Consider the following 13,317-nt stretch of genomic DNA (forward strand, 5'->3'; position numbering starts at 1 on the left):
CTGAAGGACCCGAAGCGCCCGTCGGGCTCGTTCATCTTCGCCGGCCCGTCCGGTGTGGGTAAGACCGAGCTGTCCAAGGCGCTCGCCGAGTTCCTCTTCGGCAGCGAGGACGCCCTCATCCAGCTGGACATGTCCGAGTTCCACGACCGCTACACGGTCTCCCGGCTCGTGGGTGCCCCTCCCGGCTACGTCGGTTACGACGAGGGCGGGCAGCTGACCGAGAAGGTGCGGCGTCGGCCGTTCTCGGTGGTCCTCTTCGACGAGATCGAGAAGGCCCACCCGGACGTCTTCAACACGCTGCTCCAGATCCTGGAGGACGGTCGGCTCACCGACGGTCAGGGTCGGATCGTGGACTTCAAGAACACGGTCATCATCCTGACCACCAACCTGGGCACCCGTGACGTCGCCAAGGCGGTGTCGCTGGGCTTCCAGGCGTCGGAGGACTCCGAGTCCAACTACGACCGGATGAAGCAGAAGGTCAACGACGAGCTCAAGCAGCACTTCCGGCCTGAGTTCCTCAACCGGATCGACGACACCATCGTCTTCCACCAGCTGCGCCAGACCGAGATCCTCTCGATCGTGGACATCATGATCCAGCGGATCGAGACGCAGCTGCGCAACAAGGACATGGGTCTGGAGCTGACCGACAACGCCAAGAAGTACCTGGCGGCGAAGGGCTTCGACCCGGTGCTCGGTGCCCGTCCGCTTCGTCGCACGATCCAGCGCGACATCGAGGACAACCTGTCCGAGCGGATCCTGTTCAACGAGCTGACCCCGGGTCAGATCGTCGTGGTGGACTGCGAGGGCGACCCGAACGACATCGACAAGTCCAAGCTCGTCTTCCGGGGCGCGGAGAAGCCGGTGGAAGTTCCGGACGCCGTGCCGGCCGACCTCGGCGGCAGCACCGCCACCGCAGGCGCGGACGAGTAGCACTACCAGCAGCAAAGGGCGGGGCCCCGGTGGCACAAGCCACCGGGGCTCCGCCCTTTCTGTGCGCGCTCGTTCATCCCGCTCAGGCTGATGCCGCCGACCAGCCACAGACCGGGGCGGGGTGGGTCAGGGGGTGAGGGTTGCCGCCGGTGGGGTCGGGCCGTCACCGGCCAGGCGGAAGGAATCGGTGTCGACCGGTTCGACCAGCCCGTCCTGGACCAGCCCCGCCAGGGCGCGGGCACGCTGGACGTCGTCGGTCCAGACCTGGTCCAGGCGCTGGTGTGGCACCGGCCCGGTGGTTTCCCGGAGTACCCCGAGCAGCAGTCCGCGTACCTGTCGGTCGGTGCCCGCGTACCGCTGCGGGCGACGGGTCGGTCCGGCCGGTGCCTCCTGGCCGGAGGCCCGCCACGCGCAGACCGACTCGACCGGGCAGGCCGTGCAGCGTGGTGATCGGGCCGTGCAGATCACCGCGCCCAGTTCCATGAACGCGGCGCTGGCCAGTGCCGCGGCGGCCGGCTGCGCCGGCAGCAACTCTTCGGTGGCGACCAGGTCGGCCGGTCGGGTGACCGGTCCGGCGTCCGGTTCACCTGCCACGGCCCGGTACACCACGCGACGTACGTTGGTGTCGACGACGGGGTGCCGCTGCCCGTACGCGAACGCGGCCACCGCGCGTGCCGTGTACGTGCCGACTCCCGGCAGTGCCAGCAGGTATTCCAGCCGGTCGGGCACCTGGCCGCCGTGCCGGTCGACGATCGCGACGGCGCATTCGCGCAGCCGGACGGCCCGGCGGGGATAGCCGAGGCGTCCCCACATCCGGATCGCCTCGGCGGGGGTGTCCGCCGCCAACGAGGCCGGGTCGGGCCAGCGGGCCAGCCATGCCTGCCAGGCCGGCACCACCCGGACGACGGGCGTCTGCTGGAGCATGACCTCGCTGACGAGGATGGCCCACGGGGTGACGCCGGGTGCACGCCACGGCAGGTCCCGGGTGTTCTGCTGGAACCATCGGCTGACCAGGGTGGCGAAATCGGGTTGAGTCATGGCGTCGTCGATGATGTCACGGGGCGTGTTCCCGCTGGATGGGCGGATCGGGCGGGGTGTCGCGGCGGCGGCGGGCGGATCGGGGAGAATGCGCGGATGAACGAGCTCGCGATCACCGTCATCGGTCGGGACCGGCCGGGCATCGTGGCCGATGTCGCGGAGGTGCTGGCCCGGCTGGGCGCCAACCTCACCGACAGCACGATGACGAGGCTGCGGGGGCATTTCGCGATGACCCTGATCTGCACCGGTCCGGCCGCCGAGGAGGTCGAGGCCGCGTTGGCGCCGCTGGCCGCGGAGGGTCAACTGCTGGCGACGGTACGCGCGGTCACCCCGGACGGCGAGGTGCCTCCGGGGGGTGAGCCGTACGTGATGGCGGTGCACGGTTCGGACCGGATGGGCATCGTGGCGGCGATGACCCGGGTGCTGGTGGACGCGGGAGGGAACGTCACCGATCTGAGTACCCGCTTGGCGGGCTCGCTCTATGTGGTGCTGGCCGAAGTCGAGTTGCCGGCGGGGGTGGCCGAGACGCTCGTCGACCGGTTGGATCGGACGGCTGCCGAGTTGGGCGTGGAGGTCACGCTCCGGCCGGCGGACCCGGATCTGCTGTGACCGGCGGGCAGGGCGGGGCGTACGCCGGTCTGGGTGACTGGACGCCGGAGTCGTTGTCCGTCGAGGGCGAGATCCGGGCGGTGGTGTCGGCCCCGCATCCGGTGTTGAGTCGGGCCGGCGGTGTGGTCGATCCGACGTCCGAGGAGACGGTCCGGTTGGCCGCCGATTTGGTGGCGACCATGCGGGTCTCGCCGGGTTGCGTCGGGTTGGCGGCGCCGCAGATCGGGGTGGGCGCCCAGGTTTTCGCGGTCGATGTGACGGGGCATCCGAAGGCGGTCACGGTGCACGGCACCTTCGTGTTGTGCAACGCCCGGGTGGTGGAGGCCACCCGGTGGAAGCCGGGCCGGGAGGGGTGCATGTCGGTGCCGGATCTGACCGGGGACGTGAAGCGGGCCAGCCGGCTGGTGGTGGAGGGTGATCTGCCGGGCAGTGGGGAGTCGGTCCGGTTGGTGACCGACGGCTTCGAGGCGCGGGCCTTGCAGCATGAGATCGACCATTGCGCGGGGCTGCTGTTCCTGGACCGGGTGGCAAGTGCGCACGCGGTCTATCAGCGCAAGGTCTACCTCTGAACGGGGCCCGCGCCGCTGCTGTCCTCAGTGGAGGGTTGGAGTGGCGGGTCGTGGCCTTTCCGGCGCGTCGCGCCGGACTGCTGGGCGTCGCGCGGCTACCGTGGGGGGCATCATGCGTCTGACGGTCGGCCCCCTGCCACCCGCCGTGTACTGGCGGCGTCGCGCCGTCGTACTCGGAGCGGGGCTTCTCTTCCTGATTGTCCTGCTCTACTCGTGCACCGGCTCGGGTCGTTCCGACGGCGGCCGGCCGAAGGCGGGCGGGTCGCCCTCGGCGTCGTCCGCTGCGCCGCCGGGGGCCGGTGGGCCGGTGCTGACTCCGCAGACCGGCGCCCCGTCGGTGCCCGCGTCCGCTGATCCGGCCACGACGGGTCCGAGCCCCGAGATCACCAGCAACAACCCGCCGCCGGGTACGGCCGCCGGCTCGGTGGACGACGGCACCTGCACCGACGCCGAGATCAGCGTGACGTCGGTGGCACGGCCGGTCTCGGTGCAGCGCGGGATGGTCGTCGACCTCCAGCTCAAGATCAAGAACGTTTCCGAGAGGACGTGCAGCCGCAACGTCGGCGCCGACCTTCAGGAGATCTTCATCAAGTCAGGTGCCGAGAAGGTCTGGTCGTCCGACACCTGCGGCAAGGTCCAGGGCTCCGACGTGCAGTCCTTCACGCCCGACTTCGAGCGCTCCTACCAGGTGGGCTGGAACGGGCGCGACACCACCCGCTGCGACGACAACGGCCTGGCGGCCGGGCCGTTCCCGCCCGCGGGCACCTACCAGGTGCTCGCCCGGGTCGGCACGAAGCTCAGCGCTCCCGTGAAGCTCACCATCACCGGCTGAGCCGGATCAGACGTACCGCTCCAGGATGGACGCCTCGGCGAGCCGGGACAGCCCCTCCCGGACGCCCCGGGCACGGGCGTCGCCGACACCCTCGACGGCCTGCAGGTCTTCCACGGTCGCGCCCAGCAGCCGCTGGAGGCTGCCGAAGTGCAGCACCAGCCGGTCGACCACCGCCACCGGCAGCCGCGGCACCTTCGCCAGCAGCCGGAAGCCACGGGGGCTGACGGCGGCGTCCAGCGCGTCCGATGCGGCCGGGTAGCCGATCGCCTTGGCCACCGACACCAGGTCGATCAGCTCGGTGGCGCCGAGCAGGTCCAGTTCGACAAGCGCCTCGTCCAGGGTGCGGGACTTGCGCCCGACCGGCAGGTAGTCGCGGATGACCAGCGTCCGGTCGGCGTCCACGCCGGCCATCAGCTCGTCGAGTTGGAGGGCGAGCAGCCGGCCGTCGGTGCCCAACTCGACCACGTAACCGGCGATCTCGTCGGCGATCCGGCGGACCATCTCCAGCCGCTGCACCACGGCCACCGCGTCCCGGACGGTAACCAGATCCTCGATCTCCAGCGCGGAGAGCGTCCCGGAGACCTCGTCCAGGCGGAGCTTGTAGCGCTCCAGGGTCGCCAGCGCCTGGTTGGCGCGGGACAGGATGGCCGCCGAGTCGTCGAGCACGTGGCGCTGACCGTTGACGTAGAGGCTGATGATCCGCATCGACTGGCTGACCGAGATGACCGGGTAGCCGGTCTGCCGCGCCACCCGCTCGGCGGTGCGGTGCCGGGTGCCGGACTCCTCCGTCGGGATCGACGGGTCGGGCATCAGGTGCACGGCCGCCCGGACGATCCGGGTGCCGTCGCTGGAGAGCACGACCGCGCCGTCCATCTTGCACAGCTCGCGCACCCGGGTCGCGGAGAACTCCACGTCCAGGGGGAAGCCGCCGGTGCACAGACCCTCGACGACCTTGTCGTAGCCGAGGACGATGAGCGCGCCGGTGCGGCCGCGCAGGATGCGCTCCAGACCGTCGCGCAGCGCGGTGCCGGGCGCCATCAGGGCGAGGTTGGCCCGTAGCGGGTCCCCGGCGCTCCCGGTGGCCCCCGCGGTCACGCTCACGCTGATCGGGCGGGCGGGCGAGCCCACGGCGCCGGTGCGGGCGTGGGGCGGCGCGCCGGCTGGCTTGGTGGTATCGCGGTCGATCGGCACGGGCACAGTCTACGGACTGCCGTGCGGTGGGTGCTGTCGTGGTTACTGTGATGTGTCACGATGCCGCCCTTACAACCGTTGCCCGCTTGCGGCGTGCTGTCCGGTATCGCCCTCCGCGCCGGCACGGTGGGTCACTCGGCGGACGCGCGCGCCGCATGATGCAGTGCGGAACGGACGTCGGTGACCTCGGTCACCCGCATCTGCCCGGGGCCGGCACCGGTGCTCTCCGGGCCACAGCCGGGCGGCACCAGCGCCACCTTGAACCCCAGCCGGGCCGCCTCGGCCAGCCGACGCGGCACCGCACCGACCCGACGCACCTCGCCGGTGAGCCCCACCTCGCCGATCGCCACCAGGTGCGGTGCGATGGCCAGGTTGAGCCCGCCGGAGGCGACCGCCAACGCCACCGCCAGGTCGGCGGCCGGCTCCACCACCCGGATGCCACCCACGGTGGCCGCGAAGACCTCCCGGTCGTGCAGTGTCAAGCGCTCCGTACGACGTTGCAGCACCGCGAGCACCATCGCCAGCCGGGCCGAGTCGAGGCCGGAGACGGTGCGGCGGGGTGAACCGGCCACCGTCGCGCCGATCAGTGCCTGCACCTCGGTGACCAGGGCACGACGCCCCTCCATGGCCACGGTCACACAGGTGCCGGGGACCGGCTCCGAGTAGCGGGTCAGGAACAGGCCGGACGGGTCGGCGAGGCTGCTGATGCCGCCCTCGTGCATCTCGAAGCAGCCGACCTCGTCGGCCGCGCCGAATCTGTTCTTGACGCCGCGCACCAGCCGCAACGAGGAGTGCTTGTCGCCCTCGAAGTGCAGCACCACGTCCACCAGGTGCTCCAGCACCCGGGGGCCGGCGACCTGGCCGTCCTTGGTGACGTGCCCGACCAGCACGGTGGCGATGCCCCGCTCCTTGGCGACCGACACCAGGGCCGCGGTGACCGCCCGGACCTGGGTCACCCCGCCCGGCACCCCCTCGGTGCCGGTGGTCGAGATGGTCTGCACCGAGTCGAGCACCAGCAGGCCCGGCTTGACCGCGTCGAGGTGCCCGAGCACGGAGGCCAGGTCGCTCTCGGCCGCGAGGTAGAGCTGGTCGTGCAGCGTGCCCATCCGCTCGGCACGCAACCGCACCTGACTGACCGACTCCTCACCGCTGACCACCAGCGACGGGCTGCCGGCGCCCACCGCCCACTGCTGTGCGACGTCCAGCAGGAGGGTCGACTTGCCCACCCCGGGCTCGCCGGCGAGCAGCACCACCGCGCCCGGGACCAGGCCACCGCCCAGCACCCGGTCGAGCTCGCTCACCCCGGTGGGTCGGGCGCGGGCCGGAGCGGCGCTGATGGTGGCGATCGGTCGGGCCGGCTCGGACGGCATCCGGGAACTGACCACCCGCCCGGAGACGGTCGGCCCGGTCACCGTGGACTCGACCACCGAACCCCACTCGCCGCACTCCGGGCAGCGCCCCACCCACTTGGGTGGCTGGTGCCCGCAGGCGTCGCACTCGTAGGCCGGACGCGGATCGCGTGGGGCGGACCGAGCGCGGGGGGCACCGGCCGTCCCGCCGCGCGGAGAGGTCGATCGGGAGGTGGTCACATCAGGACGCTAGCCCTCTCGTACGACGAAAACACCCCGGCGTGGTGGTCACCACGCCGGGGCGTTCGTCGATGTCGGGGTGCCGGGTCAGTCGTGGGTCGTGCCGCCCTCGTTGCCCTCGTAGCCGCCCTCACGCTCGATGATCGGCGAGGGAGGCGCCGCCGGGGTGAGCGGCACCGCGATCGGCGCCTGGCCGCTGACCGTGTTGCCGTTACCGAAGTCGAAGGTAACGAAGACGTTCTGGCCGGAACGCAGCGCCTCGGTCAGGCCGATCAGCCGGAGCTGCGTGGTGGCCTCGGAGTTGAGCTGGAGGTAGCTCAGCGGGGCCAGCTCGATGCGGGCCGGCTGACCCGGCGCGGCGGGGCTGGCCGAACCCGACGCCCGCGCCGACTCCGGGGCGGACGGGGTGGCCGAGGACGACCCGGTCTCGGAGGGGGTCGCCGACGGGCTGGCCGAGCGGGACCCGGAGGTCGACGGGCTGGACGAATCGGACGGGGTCGCGCTGGGCGACGCGGACTCCGAGGCGGACGGCGACGGGCTCGCCGAACCGCTGCTGATCACCAGCTCGCGGGCGCTGTCGGTGGTGACGGTGACCGTCACCGTCTCCTTGGAGTCGTTGTAGATCACGGCGTTGAGCAGGGCGTCCTGACCGGCCCGGTAGCCCTCGGGGCCCGGATAGTCGACCAGCAGGCCGCGCACCGAGTACGAGCCGTTGCTGGTCGTGAGGTTGACGCCCTGGATCGACGGCTCCTTCAAAGCGGTCTCGGCGATCTGACCGGTGCCGCAGCCGGACGCCAGCAGGCTGGCCGCCGCGATCCCGGACAGCAACAGGGCCGCCCGCCGGGATCCCCTGATCGAGCGCGTCACGTCGGTCCTCCTCGTCACAATCCCCACCCGGCCTCCACGCCGGGCACGGTGGCCATACCCGCGCAGACCGCGCTCCAGGGTAGTTGGGGCTGATCGAGGCCCGCACGCGGACCCGGCAATGCCACCTTCCCGGGTGCCGGTCACACCACCCGACCGCTCGCCACCAGCAGGACCACGTCGATGAGGGCGATCAGCATGACCCCCCGGAAGGCCGCCACCGGCCGCCGGCCGGCCCGGAGCGCCGAGCGACCGGCGTACCAGCTCAGCGGCGGTACCACGGCGGCCGCGCCGACCGCCGCGACGCCGACCGCCGACGGCGGCCCGGGTGGCCCGAGGACCAGGGCGGCGGTCGCCGCGAGCAGGAGCGTGGCGGCGGCGAGCCGGCTGCCGGTGGCGCCCAGCCGGTGCGGCAGCCCGCGCACACCCGTGCGGGCGTCGTCGGCCAGGTCGGGGAGCACGTTGGCGAAGTGCGCGCCGGCGCCGAGGCACGCCGCAGCGGTGAGCAGCCACGCCGGCGGGGTCGGCTGGCCGGGCAGGGCCAGCACCACGAAGGCGGGCAGTGCCCCGAACGAGACCGCGTAGGGCAGCACCGAGAACGCGGTGGCCTTGAGCGGCCAGTCGTAGAGCAGCGCGGAGACCAGGGCGACGGTGAGCCAGAACGCCGCCGTGGGGTTCGTGGTCAGCGCCAGCAGCGGGCAGGCCACCGCGGCCACCGCGGCGGCCCAGGCCGTGGTGCGCCGGCCGACCGCGCCGGCTGCGACCGGTTTGTCGGTACGCCCCACGGTGGCGTCCCGCTCGGCGTCCAGCGCGTCGTTGGTCCACCCGACGGCCAGCTGGCTGGCCAGCACGGCGAGCACCACCGAGGCGATTCCGGACGGTCGGTGCCCCACCCCCCAGGCCAGCAGACCGGCCACCGTGGTCACCGCTGCGGCCGGTTCCGGATGGCTCGCCCTGACCAGCCCTAACACCCTCGACGACATAAGGGAAGTCTGGTCGTTACCGAGCAGTCGTGCCACGCTCGTGCCATGCGAGACGTGGCTGCGGCCCCGGCGTCCACCGGCCCCCGGGTGCTGCCGCGCAACGATCCGCGCCAGTACGACGACCTGGCCGGTGAGTGGTGGCGGCCGGATGGCGCGTTCGCGATGCTGCACTGGCTGGCGGAGGCCCGCGCGGCGCTGGTGCCGCCGGCGAGTCGGCCCGACGCGCTCCTCGTCGACCTGGGCTGTGGCGCCGGCCTGCTCGCGCCACACCTGGCTGGTAAGGGTTACCGGCATGTCGGGGTGGACCTGACCCGGTCGGCGCTGGTCCAGGCCGCCGAGCACGGGGTACGCGTCGTGCAGGCCGACGCCACGTCGGTCCCGCTGCCGGACGGCTGCGCCGACGTGGTCTCCGCCGGCGAGCTGCTGGAACATGTGCCGGCGTGGCCGCGTGTGGTAGCCGAGGCGTGTCGGATGCTGCGCCCCGGTGGCCTGCTGGTGCTGGACACCCTGAACGACACGGCGCTGGCGCGGCTCGTCGCGGTACGCATCGCCGAGCGTCTGCCGACGGTGCCGCGCGGCATCCACGATCCACAGTTGTTTGTGGACGCTCGCGAGCTGGTGGCCGAGTGCGCCCGGCACGGCGTCGACCTGCGGCTGCGGGGGATTCGGCCGCAGGTGGGCGGCCTGCTGGCCTGGTTGGTGCGGCGGGCCCGCGCGTCCCGGTCCTCCGGTGCGGTGGCGGTCGGCCGCGCCCCGCGCATCGTGCCGACCCGTTCCACGGCCGTGCTTTACCAGGGCCGGGGGGTCCGCAAGGGATAGTCGGCCGTGGCGGGGGTATGGACGCCGAGAAGGGGGCGAATATGACGGTGCACGCGCTGGAGGCGGCCCGCCGGTTGGCGCCGCGGTTCGCCGCGCGGGCGGCGGAGCACGACCGGGACGGCTCCTTCCCGGTCGAGGATTTTCGTGACCTGCGGGAGGCCGGCCTGTTCGGGCTGATGGTGCCCCGGGCGCTGGGTGGTCTCGGCGCCAGCTTCGCCGAGTACTCCGCCGTGGCCACCGAGCTTGCCCGGGGCAACGGCGCGACGGCCCTGGTGTTCAACATGCACGCGTCGGTCACCGGGGCGCTGGGTGCCGTCACCGAGGAGTTGGCCGAGGCGCTGGGTGTGCCGGACGAGGCGTTGGCCGCCCGGGATCGGCTGCTCACCGCGGCGGCGCAGGGTTCGTGGTACGCGGTCGCGATGAGCGAACGCGGTGCCGGCGCACGGCTCTCGCAACTGAGTACGGTCTACGAGGCGACCGACGGCGGCTGGCATCTCAAGGGCAGCAAGACCTTCTGTTCGGGGGCGGGGCACGCCGACGGCTACCTGGTGGCCGCGCGCAGTGCCGCCGACCAGTCGGTGGTGTCCCAGTTCCTGGTGCCGGCCGGCGACGGGTTGACCGTCGAGCCGACCTGGGACGCGCTCGGCATGCGTGCCACCTCCTCGCATGACCTGCACCTGGACGTCACCGTGCCGGCCGACCGGCTGCTCGGTGGGGTGGAGGGGTTGGCCCTGGTGGTCGCCCAGCTGATGCCGCACTGGCTGGTGGCGAGTTACGCGGCGGTCTACGTGGGGGTGGCCCAGGCGGCGATCGACGCGGCGGCCGAGCACCTCAACGCCCGCAACCTGGCCGGCCTGCCGGCGGTGCGGGCGCGGTTGGGGCGGGCGGACGCGGCGACCGCGGCGGCCCGGCTGGTGGTCGCCGAGGCGGCCCGCCGGGTGGACGATGCGCCGGGCGACGCGGAGACCAACCGGTGGGTGTGGCGGGCCAAGCTGCTCGCCGGCACCACGGCCGCCGAGGTGGCGGCGTCGGTGCTGGAGGCGGCGGGCACCTCGGCGACGCGGCGCGGCCATCCGTTGGAGCGGCTCTACCGGGACGCCCGTTGCGGGTCGTTGCACCCGGCGACGTCGGATGTCTGCGCCGACTGGCTGGGCATCGCCGCGCTGGGCGGCGACCCGGACCGCGACGGATCGACTCCGCGTTGGTGAGCCGGCGCGGCTCGGGTGAGGTGGTGCGACGGCCGGGCACGATGGCCGGGGGGACGGACCGGGGGAGGACAGCTTCGGACGAGAGGTGGGGATCGTGCCCGTACCAGTGATCGCGGGGCTCGGAACGGCGCAGCCGCCGTCGGCCTCGCAGGACGAGTTGTGGGAGGGCTTCTTCTCCCGGCACTTCTCCGGCACCACCCGGTCGTTGGCTCAGCGGATCTTCGCCAACTCGGGGGTGACCCGGCGGCAGGCGGCCGTCAATCCCCTGTTGGAGGACGTCTCGGACTGGCCGACCGAACGCCGGATGCGCCGCTACCAGGTGGAGGCGTTGCCGCTGGGTAAGGAGGCGGTCGGTCGTGCGTTGACGGCGGCCGGGCTCGGTGCCGGCGACGTGGGGTTGTTCATCGTCTGTTCCTGCACCGGGTACGCCACCCCGGGGCTGGACATCCTGCTGGCCCGGGATCTCGGCATGGCTCCGGACACGCAGCGGATGTTCGTGGGTCACATGGGCTGCTACGCAGCACTGCCAGGGCTGGGCGCGGCGAGTGACTTCGTCACCGCCCGGGGGCGTCCGGCGCTGCTGCTCTGCGCGGAGTTGACCAGCCTGCACATCCAGCCGTCCAGCGCCCGGGTGGACACTCAGCAGATCGTCTCGCACGCGCTCTTCTCGGACGCCGCGGTCGCCGCCGTGGTGGTGCCGGATGGTCGGGGGTACGCGCTGCGTGAGGTCACCTCGGTCACCGACACCTCGACGGCGGACCACATGACCTGGGACGTGACCGACGCCGGTTTCCGGATGGGGTTGTCGCCGAAGGTGCCGCAGGTGCTGTCCCGGCATGTGCGTGCTCTGGTCGACGACCTGCTGGCCCGGCACGGCACGACCGGTTCCGAGGTGGACGGTTGGGCGGTGCACCCGGGTGGGCCGCGGATCCTCAACGTGGTGGAGCGGGAGTTGGCTCTGCCGCCGCAGGCGTTGGCGGCGTCCCGGGCGACGCTCGACGAGCACGGCAACTGTTCCTCGCCGACGGTGCTGCTGATCGTGGATCGGCTCAGCCGCGCGGCCACGGCGCCCCGCCGGATCGTCATGCTGGCGTTCGGCCCCGGCCTCACCCTGTACGCGGCCCTTCTCGATCGACAGGAGTGATCTCCGCGCGGCCCGGCGGTACGCTCAGCACCATGGACACGGCGGACGATCGGCTGCGGTCGGTGGTGCTGGTCGGGGTGACCCTGGCCGTGCTGGCGGTGGGCGGCTGGTGGTGGCGGGCCGCCGCCCCTGCCCCGACGGCCGGGTCGGCCGGCCCGCCGACGGCCGCGTCGAGCGTCAGCACCGACCTGGACCGGGTCGTCGCCTCCGGTGCGCTCGATGAGCGGGTGACGATGCGGGTGGATCCGCAGACCGGCGACATCATCAGCTTCCAGCGCCGCCCGTCGCTGATCGACCCCACGACGGGCGCGCTCACCGGCATCGACAGCGACGAGGGGGTGCTCTCCTCGGGGAGTGACCTGCCGTCGTTCCACCAGACGATCTGGCGGGAGGACCGGGAACTCGCGCCGGGCCAGGGGCTGACCAGGCAGGCGTCCGACGACGGCTCCCGCTATCTGCTGCAGTACCGGTGCACCCGACCGGGCGCCATGGCGGTGACGGGCACCGGGGCCGAGATCGCCGGCCCGCCGCGCATCGACTGCGACGGCTCGGTCGCCTCGGCCGAGGTGCTGCCCGGTGGCGGGCCGTTCCGGGTGTCCCTGTCGGCCGTCGGCGACCAGCCCATCGACGTCGAGGTGCAGCTCGTCGCCCTGCCTCCGCGCTAGGCAGGCCCCTCAGACGGCGCGGGCCGGTCGGGCGGTGAGGGCCGGTCAGGCGGCGAGGGCGCTCAGGTCGTCCCGGTACGCGTCGACCGGCCCGAGGTCGGGCAGCACCCGGGTGACCACGCCGGTGCGGTCGACCAGCAGTGCGGTCGCGGCACCGGGCCCCAGGAACGAGCGCAGCCCGCCGGCGGGGTCGGCAAGTGCCCGGACGCCGTTGATCGGCGGTGGGGTGCTGACCGCCCGCCCTTCGGTCACGGTGACCACGGTGACCCCGGCGGGCGCTGCGGCGACGGCCTCGGCGACGACGTCCGGGCACGCGCAGTCGTCCACCAGGATGATCATGGCGGGCAGCAGGCCGCGCAGCGGCACCGGCGCCTGGCCGGCGTCAACCAGGTCCAGCGCGGGCAACGCCCGGCCAGTGAGGGACGCGGGTGGTGAGGACGGTGTCGGTGTCGGCCGGTCGGTGCCGCGGGTGGCGCGAGGCCAGGTGACGGCGAGCAGGCCGGCCAGCGTGGTGAGCACCGCGATCAGCAGGACCAGCATCGGCAGGGCCAGCGCCCGGTGTGGGCCGGCGGCGCGGCGTAGCTCACGGCGGAGCTGTGCGGCCTCGCTGGCGAGCGCCGAGGCGTCGTCGGGGATGACCACGCGACCCCATTCGGGTGGCAGGTCGGGCAGGCCGTCGGACGGCCCGTGGCCCTCTGCGTCCGGCTTGCCCATCGGACCCCCTGAAGCGTCTCGAGAGCGGAATGCTGTTCGGCCTCCAGCGTCCCCCATCGGGGGCACCTCTCGCTACACCTGGGCGCGGTCCCGCTGCCCGGGATACCATGAAGTGAGCGCATAGCCCTTGATCTCGACGTTCTGTTCACCCGTACCGGGCAG

The 13,317-nt window shown here is 72.9% G+C and carries 14 protein-coding genes; 8 read left to right on the forward strand and 6 right to left on the reverse strand.

Annotated elements, in window-relative coordinates; genetic code table 11:
- A partial coding sequence (locus tag AB0H52_RS18725) for an AAA family ATPase (protein ID WP_357948828.1) occupies nucleotides 1–930 on the forward strand: 930 nt, incomplete at its 5' end.
- Between the two features lie 126 nt (nucleotides 931–1,056).
- Here the strand turns inward: AB0H52_RS18725 and AB0H52_RS18730 are convergent.
- Nucleotides 1,057–1,968 (reverse strand): A/G-specific adenine glycosylase, encoded by a 912-nt coding sequence (locus AB0H52_RS18730; RefSeq protein WP_151489205.1) that lies wholly within the window; start codon nucleotides 1,966–1,968, stop codon nucleotides 1,057–1,059.
- 96 nt (nucleotides 1,969–2,064) lie between these two features.
- Between AB0H52_RS18730 and AB0H52_RS18735 the strand changes: the two genes are divergently transcribed.
- The 3 genes from AB0H52_RS18735 to AB0H52_RS18745 all read left to right on the forward strand — a co-directional run bounded on the left by AB0H52_RS18735 (nucleotide 2,065) and on the right by AB0H52_RS18745 (nucleotide 3,978).
- On the forward strand, nucleotides 2,065–2,577 hold the full coding sequence (locus AB0H52_RS18735; protein ID WP_151489206.1) for an ACT domain-containing protein: 513 nt from the start codon (nucleotides 2,065–2,067) through the stop codon (nucleotides 2,575–2,577).
- On the forward strand, nucleotides 2,574–3,146 hold the full coding sequence (locus AB0H52_RS18740) for a peptide deformylase (protein ID WP_151489207.1): 573 nt from the start codon (nucleotides 2,574–2,576) through the stop codon (nucleotides 3,144–3,146). Before AB0H52_RS18735 ends, AB0H52_RS18740 begins: the two co-directional genes overlap by 4 nt.
- 112 nt (nucleotides 3,147–3,258) lie before the next feature.
- On the forward strand, nucleotides 3,259–3,978 hold the full coding sequence (locus tag AB0H52_RS18745; RefSeq protein WP_151489208.1) for a hypothetical protein: 720 nt from the start codon (nucleotides 3,259–3,261) through the stop codon (nucleotides 3,976–3,978).
- A gap of 6 nt (nucleotides 3,979–3,984) precedes the next feature.
- On the opposite strand, the gene disA is transcribed toward AB0H52_RS18745, so the two are convergent.
- From disA to AB0H52_RS18765, 4 genes are all read right to left on the reverse strand, one after another.
- Nucleotides 3,985–5,169, reverse strand: a complete 1,185-nt coding sequence (gene disA / locus AB0H52_RS18750) for a DNA integrity scanning diadenylate cyclase DisA (protein ID WP_151489209.1) — start codon at nucleotides 5,167–5,169, stop codon at nucleotides 3,985–3,987.
- 131 nt (nucleotides 5,170–5,300) lie between these two features.
- Complete coding sequence (gene radA, locus AB0H52_RS18755; RefSeq protein WP_151489210.1) at nucleotides 5,301–6,758, reverse strand: DNA repair protein RadA; 1,458 nt, start codon at nucleotides 6,756–6,758, stop codon at nucleotides 5,301–5,303.
- A gap of 87 nt (nucleotides 6,759–6,845) precedes the next feature.
- Complete coding sequence (locus AB0H52_RS18760; RefSeq protein ID WP_151489211.1) at nucleotides 6,846–7,625, reverse strand: hypothetical protein; 780 nt, start codon at nucleotides 7,623–7,625, stop codon at nucleotides 6,846–6,848.
- A 140-nt stretch (nucleotides 7,626–7,765) separates the two neighbouring features.
- Nucleotides 7,766–8,605 (reverse strand): UbiA family prenyltransferase, encoded by an 840-nt coding sequence (locus AB0H52_RS18765; protein WP_151489212.1) that lies wholly within the window; start codon nucleotides 8,603–8,605, stop codon nucleotides 7,766–7,768.
- Nucleotides 8,606–8,650: 45 nt separating this feature from the next.
- Here AB0H52_RS18765 and AB0H52_RS18770 point away from each other — a divergent pair, with 45 nt between their 5' ends.
- From AB0H52_RS18770 to AB0H52_RS18785, 4 genes are all read left to right on the forward strand, one after another.
- On the forward strand, nucleotides 8,651–9,424 hold the full coding sequence (locus AB0H52_RS18770) for a methyltransferase domain-containing protein (protein WP_151489213.1): 774 nt from the start codon (nucleotides 8,651–8,653) through the stop codon (nucleotides 9,422–9,424).
- Nucleotides 9,425–9,465: 41 nt separating this feature from the next.
- A complete protein-coding gene (locus AB0H52_RS18775; RefSeq protein ID WP_151489214.1) occupies nucleotides 9,466–10,632 on the forward strand; it encodes an acyl-CoA dehydrogenase family protein in 1,167 nt (388 codons plus the stop codon).
- A gap of 85 nt (nucleotides 10,633–10,717) precedes the next feature.
- Nucleotides 10,718–11,776 carry a type III polyketide synthase gene (locus tag AB0H52_RS18780; RefSeq protein WP_151489215.1) on the forward strand — a complete coding sequence of 353 codons (1,059 nt, stop codon included), beginning with the start codon at nucleotides 10,718–10,720 and terminating at the stop codon, nucleotides 11,774–11,776.
- 32 nt (nucleotides 11,777–11,808) lie between these two features.
- Nucleotides 11,809–12,441: a hypothetical protein gene (locus AB0H52_RS18785; protein ID WP_151489216.1), complete on the forward strand. Its 633-nt coding sequence runs from the start codon at nucleotides 11,809–11,811 to the stop codon at nucleotides 12,439–12,441.
- 45 nt (nucleotides 12,442–12,486) lie between these two features.
- Here AB0H52_RS18785 and AB0H52_RS18790 read toward each other — a convergent pair whose 3' ends face one another.
- A complete protein-coding gene (locus AB0H52_RS18790) occupies nucleotides 12,487–13,155 on the reverse strand; it encodes a hypothetical protein (protein WP_151489217.1) in 669 nt (222 codons plus the stop codon).
- Nucleotides 13,156–13,317: the final 162 nt, after the last annotated feature.

It is taken from the genome of Micromonospora sp. NPDC050695 (assembly GCF_040654415.1).
GTDB lineage: Bacteria > Actinomycetota > Actinomycetes > Mycobacteriales > Micromonosporaceae > Micromonospora.